The following is a 19320-nucleotide window of genomic DNA, read 5'->3' on the forward strand; positions in this document are numbered from 1 at the left end:
AAAACACTTAAGGTACTTTAATGATTCGTACATATGTATTATACAATACAAAAAAGCAAGCGACCTCCCCTTTCTATTCGAAAGGGGAGGTCGCTCTCATTCCCAGCAACGTGTTTATCGCGATGACAATAAAATAGCTAGATGCCTATCTTGTTGTCGAAAAGTATTTAAGGTTGGATCATCTGCATGAATTCCATGCGTAGGTCACGATCGGTGCGGAATGTGCCACGCATAACAGATGACGTCATCACGCCTGGGGTGCGGATACCCCTGGCGGACATACAGAGATGCTCACCTTTAATGACAACCGCTACATGATTGCTGCCGGTAATACGACTGACCTCATCAGCGATCTGCTGACCCAAACGCTCTTGAATCTGCAATTTATGAGCAAATTGGTGGGCGATACGTGCAAATTTTGATAGCCCTAAAACTTTGTCACCAGGAATATAGCCAATGGCTACATCACACCACATTGGCAACAGGTGATGCTCACAGAGAGAGAAAACACGCATACCTGATACACAAACCATTTGATCGGTTGAGACAGCGCTAAAGGTGGTCTCGGTCGTTCCTGGATCATATTCAATAAACTCGCGCCACCAGTCCGCCCAGCGGCGTGGGGTCCCTGCTAATCCTTCACGATCAGGATTTTCGCCCAGGGCAATGAGCAACTCGCGCCCCAGCTCAAGCAAGCGGGGATAATCAACCTTTGCTGCCGCTGGCTGCTCTCCAGCCACAACAACCTGCTCCTGTTCACGATCTAACACATGGACATCTTCTCTATGCCCATTATGTTGAGCATGGCCATTGTTCATTGAGTGATCCCGATCTAAGTGCAATACCATAATTTATCTATCCTCATTTCAGTGCATTTGCTGCGTTGCTCTATGGGAATTATACGCCACGCTTGTTTCCCCACAATAGTGTATGTAGTTGTGGGAGCACTGTTACCCCATACCAGCGATCCGCGATTGTGCGCTGTATGAGCCAATCCATACGATTCAAAATGCCTGATATGTCAATCTCTTTTGCCTGCTGCGGTGGCGTATGATTTCCTGCCTGTAGATACATCGGTACGGCTGGATAACGCTCGGCAACATATCTGGCATATGCGTAATCTTCCTCATCAAAGATAACAATCTTGAGGTTGATTTGTATTTCATGTTCGTGCCCGGCATTCGTTGCATACAGTATACTACGATCCAGTCGTTCCCAACGAGTCACTTGCTTGCTGCTTGGTGGCTTGGGTGAAAGCGTCAGGTAATCTAATTTAGAGAACCAGGGCTGTGCTACACTGCCTTGAGTTTCAATGGCGAATGTATAGCCATGCTCATGCCCGAGATCGATCAGTCCTTCAAGTGGCTGAATCGCGGGATTACCGCCAGAGAGCGTCACCAGGACAGGTGTATGGCCCGAAAGTCGTTCTACCTCAGCAAAGATTTGCCGGGTGTCCATAGCCTGCCATTCCGCTTTGTGCTCTGGCAAGACAGCATATAAGCTATCGCACCAGACGCAACGATAGTCACAGCCACCGGTGCGCACAAAAACCGTCGGTTTTCCTATCAGTGCACCTTCACCCTGAATCGTGGGTCCAAAGATTTCGGACACCTGAATCGTTTTCGTACCTACACGGATATTCTGCGCTGTTTGCATCATCCCCTACACCTCCTCGCGCTCCGCATGTGTGATCTCTACATATCCTTTTTCTGTTTCCCACAATCTGATACGGTAAAGCAACGCATCGGGTACACCGCCTGCTACCAGGGCGTCCCAGATCCAATGCACCAGGTTCTCGGCCGTTGTGCGAATACCAGTCAGGGCATTGAGATCGTTGTGATCCATACCGCCTTTTTCCACCACCTGCGCTGAGTCTCCACGCGGAACTGCATCTGAGAGACTCTCAATGATTGTGGCATTGACGATGGTTTTCAGATCGTCAAAGTCCATCACCATGCCGTCGCTGGACTCGCCGGGCGCTTGTAAGATTGGCCCGCGCAAGGAAATCTGGAGGCGATAGGAATGTCCATGCGGACGACGGCATTTGCCACGATGATTGGGAAGATGATGGGCAGCCTCAAAGGCAAATTCTTTTGTGATAATGGCATATTTTGTCATCAGATTTCCTCGCATCGTTTATTTCTGTTTCTGTGTGCTATGCGTTGGCGCGACCAGGGATGTGCAGATATTGCTCCGGATCGTTAGCGTAAACGGTTGGGTCCGGTACACCAGCTACTTTGAAGGCTTCGTACCGTTCAACGCAGGTGCCACAGATGCCACAATGTTGGTCGCCCAATCCTGCGCTGCCGCCCTCGTAGCAGCTCCAGGTGAGCTCAAATGGCACGTGCAGGTTGGCACCCAGTTGAGCAATCTGTGCTTTCGAGAAACGCATAAATGGGGACTCAACTTCGATCTTCTGTCCCTCCATTGAGATGGCCAGCAGGTTGTTAAAGGCGTCCACGAAAATTTTGCGGCAATCGGGATATTGTGCGTAATCGCCCTGGTGCGCGGCATAGGCCACGACGCTGGCATGCTCGTTCCAGGCAACGGTAGCAGCCTGCAACAGCATATTCGGATTGCGATAAGGTACAACAGTAGCCTTCATGCTATCATCGGTATAGTGACCGTGTGGCATCTGGCGCTCAGGATTGATCAGAGCTGAGTCTGAGTTGGTCAGCAGTTGAGCAATCGGCAGATCAATGGTATCGTGTACGATTTCCAACTGGCTATAACGCGTGCGCAGATCGGCGATATAGCGCCTGGCATAGTTTAATTCTTTGACGTGTTTTTGTCCATAATCAAATGAAAGCAGGTGCAGGTGAAAGCCCGCTGCAGCATAGTAGTGGGCCAGCACACAGCTATCCATTCCGCCGCTAACAATCAACACAGCACGGTTGTTTATAGGCATATGAAAACCCCTTTCAGAACCTGGTGAAAATGTGCAGAATAGAGTTAACCAATAGCGGGTAAGAACCGTTTGAGTTCGGGGCGTGGGCCATGATACTCGGGGTTAGCGTACTCTGTAGTAATAACCGTTTTAATATTGCCGCGTACAGTGAAGTCTCCCACCACACGCATCCACCGTGGTGCCAATAGTGCCACCAGGTCATCCAATATCGCGTTCGTCGAAGCTTCATGACTGATCTGACGATTGCGATATCCATTGATATATAACTTCAAACTCTTTAATTCAACAACGTGCTTATCAGGAACATAATCAACAATAATGGTCGCGAAATCCGGAAAACCAGAACGGGGACATAGACAGGTGAACTCTGGAATTTCAAAATGGGTAACATAATCGCGATCGGGATATGAGTTAGGCCAGGCTTCTAACTGATTGGCAGCAATTTCTTCAAAGCCATAGCGACCGATCACGCGATCTTGCTCAGACTCTGACATAGGTAACCTCCATATAGAACTAGATGATCTTTCAATATCAACAATATCATAACCTTGCAATACAATCGGGCCAAAAAATCACCTTGCCTGGGCATGTCTTGAAGTCATTTTACTGCGATAGCATCCAGTTCTTGTACGCAGGTCCAAAAAACTGAGGACGTCTAAGTGCTGAGACTATTCAGCTACACCTCCTGGGTGCTCCTACTATCACTGCCTTATCTACACATGCCTACGAGCCTCTGCGCTGGTCAGACAGGCATATCTGATCTCAGGTGCGTCATAGCCAGCCTGCGTCATAGAAACTAGGCAAGCCATTCCATCCAGTTACCATGAGCCGACGCTCGCGCCAGGGCCTGTTTCGTCTCGAGATTCTGCAAATAAAGGTAGAGTTCAAGCACAGGATCTTCAGCTTCCGATAGCGATTCATAAGCAATGCGAAAGACTTCTCGCTGCCTGCTGGCCTCTATCAAAATACTGGAGAGCTGCTGGCGCTGCTCGAGCGAGAACTGATTGACCGTAAACGAATGGAAAATGCACAACGTGGTGTCAGATGGCACGTTGGATATGATAATCGGCAGTAGCTTCAGAGCATCCCCGGCCATCAGCAAGGGCCGCTGTTGCCTGGCTATTTCCAGTGCACGCTGCAGACGTATGACCCGCTCATGGTGTTCGGGCCAGATTAAAGAGCGCAGCCAGAGAATCGAGTCGGGATTGCTAACATTGACCGGCTGCAGGTCTAGACCCACCTTTAAAGCAACTTTTGGCATTTCAGCCGGAAAAGGTGGCGTCCTGGAGCCCAGCAGATCACAATTGAGCTGTAAAGCCGCGGTACGCGTACCCAGGGCAAATGTATTGCCATAGCGATAGCCATACTGGTCCCACAACAGATTCAGGCCGGCACTGCTACCAATCTCAATAATGGCCAGGGGACGCGCGCGTCCCAATTGCGCCACAATCTCAAACATAGGCAATAGACAGGCGCAACGACGGACCTCGTTGGTCTGGACGATCCGGCTGCTGATAATATCAGCAATTTGCTCGTCATACGCCTGACAGAAGGCACGAAACGCTGGATAGAGATCCCTCGATCTTCTGGGTATGGAAGTTAAACTAGGATAAAAAGCAGCCAACGGATGCTGCACGCCACTGAGCAATAAATAGTGAACAGCACCCAGAAGAAGATTTGGCACTGGCTGGTCAGCTCTGGCTAGCCTGGCCAATCTGAGGACATCTGGATCCATCGAAATATTGCGCGCCAGCATTGCATAAAGAGGCGAAAAATCAGCCTCACTTTCCCTATCAGCAAAACGTCGAAAGTGGTACGCAAGATCATCTAATCCCAGAGCATGATTAGACTGAGACATACATAACTCCCTCCGGACATATATCACCTAAAGCGCGATCTTTAATCTCATTTAACCGTTTCACTGCTTCCACTCTCTTTTCAAGATTGCAAAAAATAATGAGTCGCACACCTGGCCTTTGATAAACTTATTTTCGCGCAGGTGTCCCTCTTCTTGCATGCCAATTTTCTGCATGACGCGGATCGAGGCCGCATTGTCAGGCACGCAGGTGCCAAAGATGCGTCGTAGCTGCAATGTTTTGAAGCCATAGTTCACCATGGCCTGGGCCGCCTCAGACATATAGCCGTGACCCCAGTAAGCACTGTGCAAGGCGTAGCCCAGCTCGGCTTCACCGACAGCCCGATTAGTAATTTGCAAGCCACAGGTGCCAATCAGATGCTTTTCACGCGCTAGTACTACCGCCAGGTGAAAAATCAGACGCTGCTGCTCATGCTGATGCTCAACCAAAAAATCCAGATTGCTCTGACATTCGTGCGGAGATGATGCAGAATAAGCCAGATAGCGCGCCACCGCAGGATCGCTTTCATAAGCATAGACATCGGGCCAATCCGTCAGCTTGAATTCACGCAACTTTAAACGTTGCGTGGTTAACAATACCATCTATCCTCTTTATTTTTGCTGGCTATCCAGGCGATATCAAATACATTTCTTATCATTTTCAACCCTTTGTTATATCTTGTCAAGTCAAAATATGCACAAAACCAGATATATCTATCCCAGCAATATTGTGCCGGGTTAGATATGTCTGGTTTGGTCCACAGTAGAACTGACTATGCTTGCCTACAGCATCCAGTTAGTATTCTCTTCCTCACCGCTCACCAGACCAACGGCGATTACGCTGATATTGTCAGCCCCTCCGTGGTTGAGGGCGGCCTGCACCAGCAAGGCGCTCAGCTGGGGAGGATTATGCGCGGAAGAGGCAATAATACGCTCCAGTGCCCGGTCGCGCACCATTTCCCAGAGACCATCCGAACAGAGCAAGAGAACATCGTTGAGCTGCAACGGGACGGCAAACGAGTCGATATCGACCGAGGCGTGCTCACCCAGGCAGCGGTAGATCTGGTTACGCTGAGGATGGGTATAGATGTCGTCACGAGTAATGACACCATCTTCTACCAGCCGGGCAACTACTGAATGGTCATGTGTAATTTGCGATAGGCCTTCAGATGGCCGATAGAGATAGGTGCGGCTATCCCCCACATTGGCGATATAGGCCATCCTTTCAACGACCAATGCCGCGGTCAGCGTGGTGCCCATCATGCGTGGCATTTCTCGGTTGCGTCGATACAGAGCAATGTTGGCGCGATGCACACCGTCTTTAAGCATGTCCTGGAATAGTGTCTTTTCTTCTTTGGCGTTACTGCCACTGACATCACGTAGCAGGGCAGGCACAATCACATCGCTGATCGTATGAATAGCCGTGCGGCTGGCCTCACGCCCATTGGCGTGCCCTCCCATACCATCCGCGACCATAAACAGGCCAGCTGGCTTCGATTCTTCATTGGTGACGCGCATTCCCTGGATAGCGAAGATACTATCCTCATTCGGCGCATCTTTGCGCACCAGACCCGGGTCCAGACCAATTCCTACCACGAAACGTGTCGCGGCTATATCAGCGGTAACAGGTGCCTTGCGGGAGGCACGAGCTGGCTGATATCGCTGCTGATCAAAATCAAAACTGTCGCCGACGCTGTGGGCTTCCCTGGTCCCTGGTTGTTGACGTGGTTCGGATGAAGGGGATGGCAAGGTATCATCCAGGCCATAGGCAGTATCATACTGCTCCACATCAATATCTTCGTCAAAATCGCCTGGCCGTGTCTCCCAGAGATCTACATCGAGATCATCCTCGTCTGTTTGTCGTTCCAATTGTAATTGTTCACGTTCTACCCGTGGCCTTTGCTGTTTCGGTAGCAGCTCGGTAAAGGACTGATCGATATCAACATCTTCCTCGGTATCGGGCAGATCATCCAGCTCAGTTGGAGGTACGAGCCGCAGTTGCTGGTGTACGGTGGTAGATTGCTGCATGGTGGGTCGCGCCTGCTCTGCTGGTCCTCGCCTCACTGGCTGGCGTAAATCGGTAGTGCGCCGACCGGCGATTGGTGCCGATAGCTGGTTGCTCTGGCGCAGTACCGGCGTTGGATATGTCAGGCCAGGAAAGTGTATATCCCCGACTGCTTGTGGCGCGGCTGCATAGGCTGCCTGGCGCGCCATAGGGACCGGAATTGTGCGTGTCTTGGATCTGGTCATCGTTCTGGCTGGTTGTGGGGCAGCTGCCTGGGATGGCGGCGTTCGGCTCAATGAGGCTGTAGTCCTGGTACGTCTTGCTGGAACGGGCACCGGTTCTTCTTCTATAAGATCAGCTTCTTGCTGAATCGCCTGCGTGGCCAGCAGTTCGGCCTCGCGTAGATCATCTTCAAACGACTGATGGACCGTAAAATCATTCCAGATATGCCTCGACACTTTTACCAGTAGTATTATAATGACTAGCCATAAGATGAGCAGCGCCAGCGAAAGCAAGCAGAGTCCAAACAGTGGCAATAAGATCGCTGTCCCCTGCGCCTGCCAGAGTACAGGGAGTTGTGGTAAAACCTGGAACAGGAAACGCCACGCCCACGGCGGAAAACCTCCCGAACATAGTGTCATCAGGAGGCTGCTAATACATAGGCCCAAAAACGCTGCTATTTTAACCCGGCGCTGATGTGTATATGCCTCTTTCAAATTCTCGCTCATCATATCCCATCCAGACTTTCTTTCTAGATCATTATTTACGTCACCATTGTACATACAAGTAGCTCTGACATATGCACCCCTCTATAAATCATTTCCCATTGTTGCAGGCACGGCCTGAAATGAGGTGATGCTCATCACTGTTGTTGGCTGAAGAACCACACGTAAGCCAGCCTGCCCATTTTTTAAATCAGGATCAGAAAGTGTGATCATCCAGCGCGCAGGTTCTGGTAGATCGTTGCGCCACACTTTTGCGAAGAGCATAGCCCCAATAGCCTGAAATCGGATGTTGTAAATCTTGCCATCTTGTGCTTGAAAGGGCACCGTACGTACCTGGGTAGATTGTCCATTGACTCTTTTTAAAATGCTTAAGTGTTCGCCATCGATCAGAGCTTTATACCAGTTTTGTCCATTGGTCCAGCGCAGCACGACGCCCAGGTTAACCCCATTGCCAAATTGATTCACTGATCCGCTTAACAGCGCATTGGCATTGTCACTCACAGGACCCAGCACGGCATTCACCGTACTCTGCCCGTTGGCGATCTGCCCTGTAGCCCCAACGATCGAGAAAACCTTCAAGGTATTAGCATCGCCCTGCCACTTACGTCCATCGGAAGCCTGGCCCCAGAATAGCTGATCTGTGCGCTGGAATGTGTCCTGGGCCAGCACATTAGTCTGTGCTGGAGCGGTTATATTTTGCATATTGCCTGCATTCGGGGTTTTCGTCGGATTGGCCTGCTGAGTGCCTTTGCCAGGGAGCGCCGGGGAAGCCTGTCCCTGAGCCGCAGTTTTTCCCATCGTATTCATATTGGTCATCTGCGTTGTCAGAGCTTTCTGGATGGGGCCAGAAAAAAGTCCTGCCACCAGACCGCCAATGACAAGCATAATGGTTAGCGTGATAGCCAGCAAACGTCTATTCATGCGCTCTTTCCCCCATCATTATGCGATCAATAAGCATTGTAAAGCTGTGAGTTTATATGATTTCTGGCGTTCCATCATCTTTTGGCCTCATTCGGTACAATTGCTCTGGGGCGTATGTTGCCGGGTATGATCTGTGGCACGACCCCGCTGGCATCAGGTTTGACCACGGTCAGATCAATGGTAGCCAGAGCTTGCATGTGATCGTGCAACCAGATAACTCCCTGGCGCATCTGATTGGTCGATGGATCAAGCTGGCCAGCAAAGGCATGGTTGGCGTTATCTATCATGTCATTGATCAGCGTGAGCGTATCTGGCTGCCGCAGCTGGTTATCATCCATTTTGACGATTTTTTGCGCATCCTGGCGGATCTTCCCCAGCCAGAAGTTGATACCATCCAGCGCTGTTGTAAGGTCATTTATTTGCTTGCGCAGCGTTGTTGAAGTATTATCTGCCTGCAGCAGACCACTCAGGTGATGCTCGATATGGTCCATATAGCTTGGCGGCTGCTGATTAGGACCTGCCACATCCACCAAGCCGATCCGCGCCAGCCGCTCATTCACCAGCAACGGCGATTTGGGTGGCAGATCTTTATAGAGATAGGTGGTCCCATCTAGATAAGCCAGTACGCGCAGCGTCTGACGGCGAATAAAAGCACTATCCTTGGTATCCTGCCAGGTTTCACGCATACTGGTGGTCCATTCAACAATTTTTCCTGTGTTGTTATACAACCAGATGTTCAGTCCACCGGGTAGCTCAAGCTCATCCAGCGTGGGATCGGCCGCCAGCAAGTGGCGCAAATGGTCCAGATAGCTATAATTTTTGACATTATCGGCAGCTTTAATTGGCGTGCTAGAAAATTCTCCATAGTAGCGCCAGCTATGCATATCCACAGATGGGGAAAGCGGCGGCATTGTTGCGTCTTCCTCTGTGATCAGGACGCGGCTGGAGTGCAATAAAAGGTTGGAGTGTTGGGCATCTCCTGCATAGAACAAATGCGCATTACCATTATTGATGGTGAGCGCTCCCAGCGCTATCGAGGTTGGGTCATTCTGGCTTTTATCGCCCAGTAGCCAGGCATAATATTTTTTCCCCGCAGCCGGCGTAGGCAGGTTGTGCGCATCCAGCACTACTTGATCTGCGATGCCCTGGCTGCTATTCTCGTTGACCTGGCCACTACTGGTAAAGGTCAGGCGTCCGATATTGACCGGGGCCGCCGGCTGTGAAGCTATCGATTGAAACGAGCGCGAGAAGACCAGAAATGAGCCAATGATTGCCAGTATCAGCGCCATGGTAATCACAGCAAACACCGCGGGTAAGCGCCGAGGATGCTGCTTGTTTGGTCCGCCAGGTGGCAACGGTTGCGATGTCTGTTGCTGCGACCTTACAGGTGGCAACGGCTGCGATACCTGTCGTGTCTCCGTATTGAAAGCGATTTGTGGCGCAGGCGCAAATATGGGGGACTCTTCATGGATCGGGAAAGGTTTGCCAACCAGCGGAGATGGCTGCACGGTTTCGGCAGGCCTGGTGGCCGGACTGGCGAGTTGCTCATTTGTGCCCAGCGGCAGAGTGTTCCTGCTAGCTATCTCTGGCATTTTTGTCTCGTGCCGGGGCGCTAAAGGAACAGTTGGACGGGCCAGAGCACGCTGGCGCACGAACTGACCAGCGCTAACTGCCTGAACCAGGCTCTCCATAGATTGATAGACCGGAAAACCATTCCTGGATGCCAGTTGCGCCTGCTGTGAGCTATGCGCAATGACAAAAATGATCGTCAAATCATACTGGCGCTTAATATACTTAAGCATCGTAAAATCATCCGGTCGTTGAAAGGTCTGTACCTGCTCAGCCAGCATCAAAACGATCGGTTTCTTCTGTCCGGCAATTACCGGAAAGAGCTCTGCCTTTTCATCAGTAGGCTCTACATAGAGCACACTGAAATCGCCAGCATCGTTTTTCTTCATCGTTTTCTCGCTTCCATGGCTCCATGTTCGCCCCCTCCGGGCCAGCGCTCTACATCTCGATACGTCTGTCTCTGCGCTACAATAATACGTCGACCGGGGACATGTGTTGGAGCTTCATATATCTGATCATCTACCGGCTCAATATGTGCCAGTCTCACTGGCCGATGAGTACGGCGTGGTTGTAACAGCTCTGCATTGATTACAGGAATAGCTATCGTGTCTTGCGTATGCCTGGCATATCCCATCTGCCTCAGGGCGTGTATATCTCGTTCAACCACCGGAGCGGTAGTGGAGGCAAACAATTTGCTGCCTACCCGGTAAAAGACCAGCACACCTAGCACAATCAGTGCCAGCCAGGCCACCAGCCAGGAAACGGACTGAGCGAGTAGCAAGAGCATTTCCATACGTTGTCCACTCTGCAAGAGCGTCGGCAATTGTGGCCAGTCCCGATAGAGGTCCAGCCAGACGCCAGGGGGAAAGCCGCCCAATTTGAGGACGATACAGGCTCCCAGTACACAGCAGATCAGTGGATAGATAAAAGATTGAAACCAGGACTGCTGCAGTTGCTGTCGACCCTGGGATTGCGCCTGGATACGTGGCCGCTCGACGGTGCCCCAGGTATGGATCAACACGCCGATTACCACCAGCAATCCACCCAGATAGCCATCCAATGACACTACTTCGTGTAGATAGAGATAGGCAACCAGCGCGCCAAAAATTGGTTCCAGAATATAAATGAAGGAGACCGTTACCGGCGAGATATATCGTTGCAATAATACCGTAAACAGGGTAGGTAAAAAAATCGTGCCCAGCCCAATATAGAATACGATCCCCATATCCCAGGGCAACGACAAATGTACCACGTTCCAGTCGCCAAATAATAGGGCCAGCAGATTAGCCCACAATGCCATCGTTAATAACTCGATACCAAATAGCGGCCAGTACGCCGCCTGGTCCTTTTGCTCATGGTCGGCCAGGAATACATACAGTGTGCATAATAGCCCACCAATAAAGGCGATCAGGGCGCCCCGCGCTCCACCCATGGATGCATTGGCCATTAATAAGATGGCGCCGCTCACCGACACCACTCCAGCAAACCAGGTGGCTTTACTGATCGGCTGGCGCAAAAACAACCAGGTAAAAATAGCGGCCAGCAATCCATTCAGCGATGGAAAGAAGGCGGTGCCAGTAGCGCTGTTATATTTGAGGGCTACGGCCAGCGAAAACAAACCCAGGCATAGGCAGGTTCCCAACAAAAAACCACTCTTGACCGCATTGCGCGTAATATGTCGTCGTGAAAAAAGTAATATACAAATAGCTGGAGGCACCAATGTCATCATCGTGAAAAAAGTAAAGACAATAGGATCAACACGTCCCAGCATCTCTTTTCCAACTGAATAGTAAGAACCAAAAAGAAATGTATTCAGCACGAAAGCGATACCAGCCAGTACCTTTAATTTTTTCACAGGACACCTCACAAGCCTGTTCAGGTAAACAAAATCTGGGGGTGTATGAGGATTTTCTCCGATCCAGCTAGAGCGCGGCCAGAACGGTAACCAGGAGCTCAAAAAGCATACGGCGGTAGGAAGCGGTATACCGTTTGATGTTTTACAAGAAAGCAGCTATACGCAATAAGCGTGCACTTCAGGTAATTTCGATATACTTCTCAAGTTCTCAATCACACACCCTGCCAAAAGTATACCTAAATACAGTCATGGAATGAGGCAGATTCTTCTACAAATTGCCTGTGACTGCTAGCAGAGCAAAACTAGAAAGCCATTACAATTTTGGACGGCATGCGCACTATTTTCAGTCATGGCATTGCAGAATTTTTGGATGTCGGATCGCCCTTTTAATAGCAACATAACCATAGATACCATGTTCGAGGTCGATATGGGCTATCCTTTTCAATCAAGCTCCAGCAGGTTCTCAGTCTGCTCCGGTTGCATCTCTAGAGCAGGTACAGTATTCTCAAATAGTGACATAATAATAATAGATATACTATGTTATTCGATTGCATAAGCTCCGTCACCGGAGAAGTAAAACTCGTCTTCCAACACTGGCTGTGTATCCGTGGTTGAGCAGCCGAGATACAGCAAGCTACCAATAAGTGGCGTCCAGAATGATCCTGTACAACATGAAATGGAAGAAGGAATGATGAGCAAAAAAAAGCGCAAGCCACAACCCTCACAGAGAACAATTTCGCGGGGCACCGCATTTATAAGTTGGGGCATCTTCGCCTTGATTGGAGGTATCTCCCTCTTCATCTTCAACATACTCTTCATTTACTTTGCCTATCGGCCCGCTCATCCACAAGTTCAGCTCAGCCTGCCATTGGTCCTCACTCTGTTATCAGGCCCATTGATTATCGAAGCCCTGCTCGTCATGGTTGGAATCATAGCGATTATCATCGGAGTAAGAAAAAACAGAAAATTATAGTCACTGCTAATGATTGCAGTGGCATGTGAATAAACTCATCCAAAAGTACGTGCCTGTTGAAAACTATAAGTGGCAAAAAAACATGGCTCAGGACTCTTGTGGCCTTTGTTGAGTAGTACTTTATGATTATTGAAGTATACAAATTTATGTCCTTATACTATAAAATAGAGCGTAAATAACTTATGCGCATATCTCGTGTAGCCAGCGTCAGCAAAAAATATGATATGGGATTAAATAAACAACTGTCACCTTCTGCCGTTCGCAGCAATATTGAAAATACTCAACTTGAATCAGTGAGTATACTTGTAAAAAGAGGCTTCATGTAAATCCCGTTTAGATAGGATCTGCATGATACTATAAGAAGATGACGGTGCTGACAAAGGATGCGTTTATCCGGTGCCCTTTTTTAATAGATATATCCGCTGTAGATATATGGAAGCTATAAACTATAGGCAATAGCACTTACCATTTAATAGGAATTTCCGCCTTCAAGTTTGTTAATTGTGGTAGTTGTGCTATTCTTCTTATTGAACGAGCAGAATAGTCGCAAGCGTTTTATAATAGGCAGCATAGCAGGATCTGGCACATATATTTTATAAATGATTGGAATTGGAGAAGCATAATGGAGATATTTCCTTCACATACCATTCATGACCTATCCACATCGCCACAGAAAGAACAGCGGCAGAGTATGAGCTCGCGTATTCGACAATTTTTTTTTAAATCATCTGCAGCACCCGTAGCCACACAGAAAAAACGTGGACAAAAAACACGCCCCCTGGCCCTGAATGTAGCACAACGTACCGATGTAGGGCGTAAGCGTCAGCATAACGAAGACAGCGTCGCCTATATTATCCCCAAAGATCAACAGCTATTAGAACAAAAGGGCGCATTATTTATTGTGGCCGATGGCATGGGCGGTCATGCAGCTGGTGAGGTAGCCAGCGAGATCGCGGTTGATTCGGTCTGCACGCTCTACTACCAGGATGCTGATCCTGATGTGCCTGCCAGCTTAACCCGCGCTATTCGCTATGCCAATGCAACTATTTATCAACGTGCAACCGAAAATGCTCAGCATAGCGGCATGGGAACAACCTGTGTGGTCGCGGTCCTGCGCGGTAACATAGCCTATATCGCCAATGTAGGCGATAGCCGGGCCTATCTGGTCCGCCATGGGCAGGTGCGACAGATCTCGCTGGATCATTCCTGGGTCGCGGAACAGGTTCGTATGGGACAGATGTCTGAAGAAGAGGCGCAGATGCACTCTATGCGCAATATTATTACTCGTTCCCTCGGTCCTTTTCCAGATGTTGAAGTAGATGTCTTCGTGGAGCAGGTTGAAGAGGGTGATGCCCTGGTTCTTTGCAGCGACGGGCTGTGTGGCATGATCAATGACCAGGAACTAACCAGCATTGTAGAACAATTTGGTCCACAGGAAAGTGTCTATCGGCTGGTTGAATACGCTAATGCTCAGGGTGGTGTCGATAATATTACAGCTATTGTGGCTCGCGTCTATCAAAGATAGCCATCATCGATCACACAATTATATCGTCATATATCGATGTATCTGACTGGAGCTGTTACTGCTACACGCTAAAAAAGCGTTATTTTGGCCTGAATTCAGTAGCAGATGGTATGCTCTATGCTCTCCTTGCCGCATACCGCTCGTTATACTTGTGCGAGCCATTGCCTGGCTTTCTCCATAATTTGCAGATGTTCTGTGCTCCGTGCCTCTTCCATGATGTGTTTAAATGCCTGCCTGGCCTCCTGCTGTCGGCCGCGCATCAATATAATCTGGGCTAACGCCAGTTGCCCCTTCATACGTGTCTCGGCTTCAACTTCCAGATCTAGTGCGCGCTCGATATCTTTCTGGGCATGGCACAATAAGAGGGTACGCTTTTTCTCATCTGCCTGGACGGCAGTGGCTTGCGCCAGACGGATGTTGGCCAGAGCGACCAGCGCCTGACCAATCGATGGGGAGTTGTGCATTGAGCGGGCCACCGAGAAGGCTTGACGAATACACCTGGCTGCTTCGGATAGTTCGCCGCGTGCCTGTAAGATGCCGGCCAGGCTGGAGTTCCACTTGCTGGTATATTCGCGGTCACCCAGCACAATGCTCAACTTTAAAGCAACCTCATATTGTTTTTCGGCCTCGGTCAGATCGCCTAGCGCGGCATCCAGCTCACCAAGATTGCTGGAGACTAGCGATAACAGTGGCCGGTCGCCAATACTTTCAGCCAGCCATTGCGCACGTCGCAACGCAGCCTGAGCCTGTGAATATTGAGCCATTTTAAGATGAATAAAACCCATATTTGAGGAGACATGGGCAATTTGCCGCAACTCTTCGGATTGCTCGAAGAAGGCCAGCGCCTTGTTCTGATAGGCCAACGCCTGGCTTAGCTGTCCCATATCAACTGCGATCGAGCCCATGTGACGCTGCAGGCGGCCCAGCAGATCAGGATAGCCTTCGATAATACGCTGCATCAGTGTCTTGCACATTTTACGCTCTGAGGGCGCTCTGACAGGACTTTGCTGCTGGCCCACATCCAGTAATAAGAGGGCTTCTTGCGCACTATGCAGGGCTTGCTCATACAAACCCTCCAGTTGATAGAGATTGCTTCTGGTATAGTACAGACGCGCCCAGACCGGTCCGCCGGCAATATCGGCATCGCGCAGTAATTGCTCACCCTGGTTCCAACAATGCCAGGCTTGCTGCAGGTCGCCCCGATAACGCCAGGTCCAGCTCATCTGGTCCCAGAGTAGCGCCTGCTGCGACGCTTCAGACTGTGAGTCCGGCGTGGTCATATGGCTGCGACGCAGCTCAAGCGCTTCGTAGAAAATGTTACAGGCTTTCTCGGAGTCGCCACCGCCATTCATCGTACATTCAGCCAGCCGTTCAAGTAACGAAATAAGCTGCGGCAGCGTGTCCCTGGACTGAATCTTCTTCAAATAGTGCACGGCTGTCTGATAGTGGGTAGCAGCATCAGCATAGGCCGATACAATATAGGCATTATTACCGGCCAGCTCTGCATAATAAACGATTCTGGCGGCATCGGCACCGGCTTTCTCCAGATGCATGGTTACAGTCGCGGCAACGTTCTCTTCGCGTCCTTTGTTCAGTCTGATAATGCTCTCAGCCGCCTGCTTATGCAGCTTCGCCCGACGCATTGAAGAGAGATCATCATAAAGGTACGTTACCAGCAAAGGATGCCAGAAGTGATAGGTAATGCGCGTTCCACTTCCTTCATCGGTAATGACACCAAATTTCCATGCCTCATCTAATAAGGGCAGAATGGTATCATTATCATCTGTATCTGAACCTGTTTCGAGCATACAAATAATGGGAAGTTCAAATGATCCCCCAGGACGGCGGCATGCTGTAATAATTCCCGGCACTCGGGCTTGAGCAATTTTATACGCGCACCCAGCGCCTCGGTAATCGTCACCGGCAGATTTGTGGCATCGGAACAGGCCAACTGCTCGGCGAAGAAGGGGTTGCCATCCGCATGGGTCTGAATGCGGTTCACTACTTCCTCCGGAAGAGGAGACAGGTTGGTGACCAGCAGTTTGATTTGCTCCGGGGAGAGCGGCTTGATATCCATCGGCAGAATAGTATGCTCGCGTTGCATCTCCAGGATCATTTTGCGCAATGGATGGGAAGCTTCTTTCGGAACTTCAGATTCACGGCAAGTGGCAAAAAAGGCGATTGGATAGCCGGTAAGTTGACGGGCCAGGTGACCAAGCAGCTCGTAGCTACTTACATCGGCCCACTGGATATCGTCCAGCACAATCAACATGGGACTATTCTCGCTCGTCTGTTTGAGTAGTTCGCTGACCGCGTTATACAGTGCATATTTGGCTTGCTCGGGAAGGAGCGCCAGGGAGGAATTATTGATGGCGATATCTGCCGGAAGGACATCAAGGAGTCCACTTAAAGTAGATAGGGCGCGCAAGGTTTCCATGCTGAGCGAGGAAACAACACCGGGACTCTTGATCAAGATGTTGCGTAATGCCTCGATCCAGACACGATAGGGGATCACGCTTTCTATCTTGTAGATACGGTTCCATATGACGTTCCAGCCGTTGCTTTGCGCCTCGCGCCCTAACTCTTCGGCAAGACGCGTCTTGCCAATACCGAGGTCACCCTTCAATAAAAGGAATTGTGGCTGACGCTGCGTATCTAATGGAATGCCGCCAACTCGGCGTGCTCCCACCAGTTGTAAACGAGCGTTTTGCTCTACACTGCGTAGGAGCATGCGCATAGCGAGCAGTTCGTTATCGCGACCAATTACATCCCCTTGATGAGCACGCCCGATCGGCTCGCTAGACGGTGGCGCTGGAAGCATATGGCGCGCATGTGATAAGCCTGTGGTGGCCATGTGGCGACCTGTTTTCTTGCGGGTTGAGACCACCTTTTCTGAGCGTTGCATGGTTGATGGATTGGATAGGAAGGCTGTATCAACTAACTCTTCACCAGAGCGAATGGCCGCGTGGAGGGCACGCGTTTCAGCAGCAGGCACGGCCTTGTAGTCACGATGCAAGATCTTTTCAAAGTGTTGATAGGCCTGTATGGCCTCGCCACGGCGTTTCAATTTCATCAAGGCAACGAGCAATTGCTGGATCGCCAGTTCATTAGCCGGTTCTTTAAGCAGCAAATTATTCAGTACATTGATAGCTTTAGCATAATCATTGCGACCCGCATAGAAACTTGATAGCTTTAGTAGGAGGTCGATCCATTTTTGCCGCAATAGCTGGCGACGACTGACTGCCCATTCGGAGGTGCGTTCTTCAAGCAGAAAATCGCCTTTATAGAGCGCAATCGTGTCCTGGAGTACTTTCTCATATTGCGGCAAATGATTTCCGCTCTGATCGATCTGTTCGGCCAGCCGTTCAAATTCATCGACATCAATCCAGACACGTTCCTGGCCCGCCAGTGCAAACCAATCTCCATCCGTCAAAAAACGCTCGCCAGAAGCTCCAGGCTGCTCCTGACCTTGTTTGATTGATGGATGACCCAGAATCTTTCTTAGCGCATTAAGAGTTTTGTTGAGTGTACTGCTGGCTGTCGCAAGGTCATCGTTTGGCCACAGTGCCACCATGGCCTGAGAGCGTGTAGAACGTCGTCCCGGACAACAAAGAAGATAGGAGAGTAAAGCGCGCACTGAACGTTGTTGCCAGGCAGCGTCGTCAACTACACGCCAGCTACGGCCCTTCTGCTTACTACGCGTTGGCGGAACCCGTTCTTCGAGGCGAAATTGACCCAGTGTAGAAATTCGCAGCACGACATTCTCTTCATCAGCGGCTGATTCTTGCCCGAGCGCACTCGAGGAGAGTGGAGAAAAATTCAAAACCACAGCACGACCTCCTGTAGTTGATGATGGTGTATCCAAACCCTGCTGTACCTCTGGAGGAAGATGCTTGCCAATATAGGTCCGCGTGGTCTGCCCATTCACTGTCTTATAAGCATACCAGTACGGACCATGACCAATCCCTTCCCGGCACCTACGGCAACGCAGCTTTCCACAATAAGTCACTTGCTGATGATAGGTGATCCTGTTATGCTGTGTCATGCCACACGCTCCTCGTTATGGGTCTATGCTTATTGTGCTTGCCCACGCCATGTATAGACAGCAGAATGATGCGTACTCTGGTATAGGTCCAGGCTATTTTTCTATTGTGACACATGCTTTGTTACTATCACGCGATTTCTACTTTTAATGGAGAAAAAACATTCTGGCAAATAGCTATAACCTGGTCAACATATATGCGCTTTAACTTCAGAAAATATCACACTTTTTTAAAATCATCAATATTTCTGTAGAGCCTGTGAGTAATTGCTTAAATGCACGCTTGCTTATCACATGAAATACGATAGCGATCTTTGTATCTGATAAAACAATTTTACTACTATCTTATAACAAAACACAAAAAATAGGAACTATTGTGCCTGGTCACACAGGGCTTTCCAATACATAATTATTCTTTTTTTAATGGGGAAATGTTATATGTGTAGTACGTTTAGATAGGGTAATGTGTAGAGAAAGTTATAACAATGACAAAGGGGCCATGAGGCCCCTGTATTTTTTGCTTGCGGTTGTGGTTAGAAGCTGGATATTTGTACGGTTCGCTGGCGAGGACCGTCCAGTTCTACCAGCACGATACGCTGCCAGATGCCCAGGAGCAGGCGGCGGTTCGTATAAGGTATCACAAGCGAGGGTCCAATCAGCGAAGACAAGATGTGATCTGGCGTATGTTCAGGATCATGGGGGTGACGATAATTGAGATCCGGTAGCATGACTCTCAGAGCATCCAGGAAGTCCAGGTCGGTACCAGGATCGAGATCAGCTGTCGTGATGGCACAGGTAGTGTGGGCCACAAAAAGTGTACAGATGCCACTTTCATTCTTGGAACGCTGGATATACTCTTCTACTGTTTCGGTAATATCAACGATCTCATCTTTTTTCTGTGTGCGAATATGCAGAGTCTTCATTTGAGTATCGATACTGGCC

General features: G+C 49.7%; 16 protein-coding genes. 2 read left to right on the top strand and 14 right to left on the bottom strand.

Annotation, left to right across the window (positions count from 1 at the left end; genetic code table 11):
• Positions 1–167: 167 nt before the first annotated feature.
• The 11 genes from folE to JMI88_RS00305 all read right to left on the bottom strand — a co-directional run bounded on the left by folE (position 168) and on the right by JMI88_RS00305 (position 11838).
• Entirely contained in the window at positions 168–848 is a 681-nt protein-coding gene (folE, locus tag JMI88_RS00255; protein WP_236022752.1) for a GTP cyclohydrolase I, read from the bottom strand.
• Positions 849–897: 49 nt separating this feature from the next.
• Positions 898–1656, bottom strand: a complete 759-nt coding sequence (gene queE / locus JMI88_RS00260; RefSeq protein ID WP_201360137.1) for a 7-carboxy-7-deazaguanine synthase QueE — start codon at positions 1654–1656, stop codon at positions 898–900.
• Between the two features lie 6 nt (positions 1657–1662).
• Positions 1663–2118 (bottom strand): 6-pyruvoyl trahydropterin synthase family protein, encoded by a 456-nt coding sequence (locus tag JMI88_RS00265; protein WP_201359755.1) that lies wholly within the window; start codon positions 2116–2118, stop codon positions 1663–1665.
• Positions 2119–2155: 37 nt separating this feature from the next.
• Positions 2156–2908, bottom strand: a complete 753-nt coding sequence (gene queC, locus JMI88_RS00270) for a 7-cyano-7-deazaguanine synthase QueC (protein WP_201359756.1) — start codon at positions 2906–2908, stop codon at positions 2156–2158.
• 44 nt (positions 2909–2952) lie between these two features.
• Complete coding sequence (gene queF / locus JMI88_RS00275; RefSeq protein ID WP_201359757.1) at positions 2953–3402, bottom strand: preQ(1) synthase; 450 nt, start codon at positions 3400–3402, stop codon at positions 2953–2955.
• 302 nt (positions 3403–3704) lie between these two features.
• Positions 3705–4766 (bottom strand): DUF2332 domain-containing protein, encoded by a 1062-nt coding sequence (locus JMI88_RS00280; RefSeq protein ID WP_201359758.1) that lies wholly within the window; start codon positions 4764–4766, stop codon positions 3705–3707.
• Positions 4767–4826: 60 nt separating this feature from the next.
• Entirely contained in the window at positions 4827–5366 is a 540-nt protein-coding gene (locus tag JMI88_RS00285) for a GNAT family N-acetyltransferase (RefSeq protein ID WP_201359759.1), read from the bottom strand.
• Between the two features lie 180 nt (positions 5367–5546).
• A complete protein-coding gene (locus tag JMI88_RS00290; RefSeq protein WP_201359760.1) occupies positions 5547–7409 on the bottom strand; it encodes a protein phosphatase 2C domain-containing protein in 1863 nt (620 codons plus the stop codon).
• 168 nt (positions 7410–7577) lie between these two features.
• Positions 7578–8414 (bottom strand): hypothetical protein, encoded by an 837-nt coding sequence (locus JMI88_RS00295; RefSeq protein ID WP_201359761.1) that lies wholly within the window; start codon positions 8412–8414, stop codon positions 7578–7580.
• Positions 8415–8488: 74 nt separating this feature from the next.
• Complete coding sequence (locus tag JMI88_RS00300; RefSeq protein ID WP_201359762.1) at positions 8489–10372, bottom strand: hypothetical protein; 1884 nt, start codon at positions 10370–10372, stop codon at positions 8489–8491.
• Positions 10369–11838, bottom strand: coding sequence for a DMT family transporter (locus JMI88_RS00305; protein WP_201359763.1), 1470 nt, complete (start codon positions 11836–11838; stop codon positions 10369–10371). The genes JMI88_RS00300 and JMI88_RS00305 overlap by 4 nt, the downstream gene beginning before the upstream one ends.
• Before the next feature lie 688 nt (positions 11839–12526).
• On the opposite strand from JMI88_RS00305, the gene JMI88_RS00310 reads away from it, so the two are divergent.
• Together JMI88_RS00310 and JMI88_RS00315 are read left to right on the top strand one after the other, a co-directional pair.
• Positions 12527–12811, top strand: a complete 285-nt coding sequence (locus tag JMI88_RS00310; RefSeq protein ID WP_201359764.1) for a hypothetical protein — start codon at positions 12527–12529, stop codon at positions 12809–12811.
• Between the two features lie 691 nt (positions 12812–13502).
• On the top strand, positions 13503–14336 hold the full coding sequence (locus JMI88_RS00315) for a Stp1/IreP family PP2C-type Ser/Thr phosphatase (protein ID WP_201359765.1): 834 nt from the start codon (positions 13503–13505) through the stop codon (positions 14334–14336).
• A 143-nt stretch (positions 14337–14479) separates the two neighbouring features.
• On the opposite strand, the gene JMI88_RS00320 is transcribed toward JMI88_RS00315, so the two are convergent.
• The 3 genes from JMI88_RS00320 to JMI88_RS00330 all read right to left on the bottom strand — a co-directional run bounded on the left by JMI88_RS00320 (position 14480) and on the right by JMI88_RS00330 (position 19301).
• Positions 14480–16144: a tetratricopeptide repeat protein gene (locus JMI88_RS00320; protein WP_201359766.1), complete on the bottom strand. Its 1665-nt coding sequence runs from the start codon at positions 16142–16144 to the stop codon at positions 14480–14482.
• On the bottom strand, positions 16090–18381 hold the full coding sequence (locus JMI88_RS00325; protein ID WP_201359767.1) for a DUF6788 family protein: 2292 nt from the start codon (positions 18379–18381) through the stop codon (positions 16090–16092). The genes JMI88_RS00320 and JMI88_RS00325 overlap by 55 nt, the downstream gene beginning before the upstream one ends.
• Before the next feature lie 530 nt (positions 18382–18911).
• Complete coding sequence (locus JMI88_RS00330; RefSeq protein WP_201359768.1) at positions 18912–19301, bottom strand: secondary thiamine-phosphate synthase enzyme YjbQ; 390 nt, start codon at positions 19299–19301, stop codon at positions 18912–18914.
• Between the last annotated feature and the right edge of the window lie 19 nt (positions 19302–19320).

The sequence above is a fragment of the Dictyobacter formicarum genome (genome assembly GCF_016587435.1).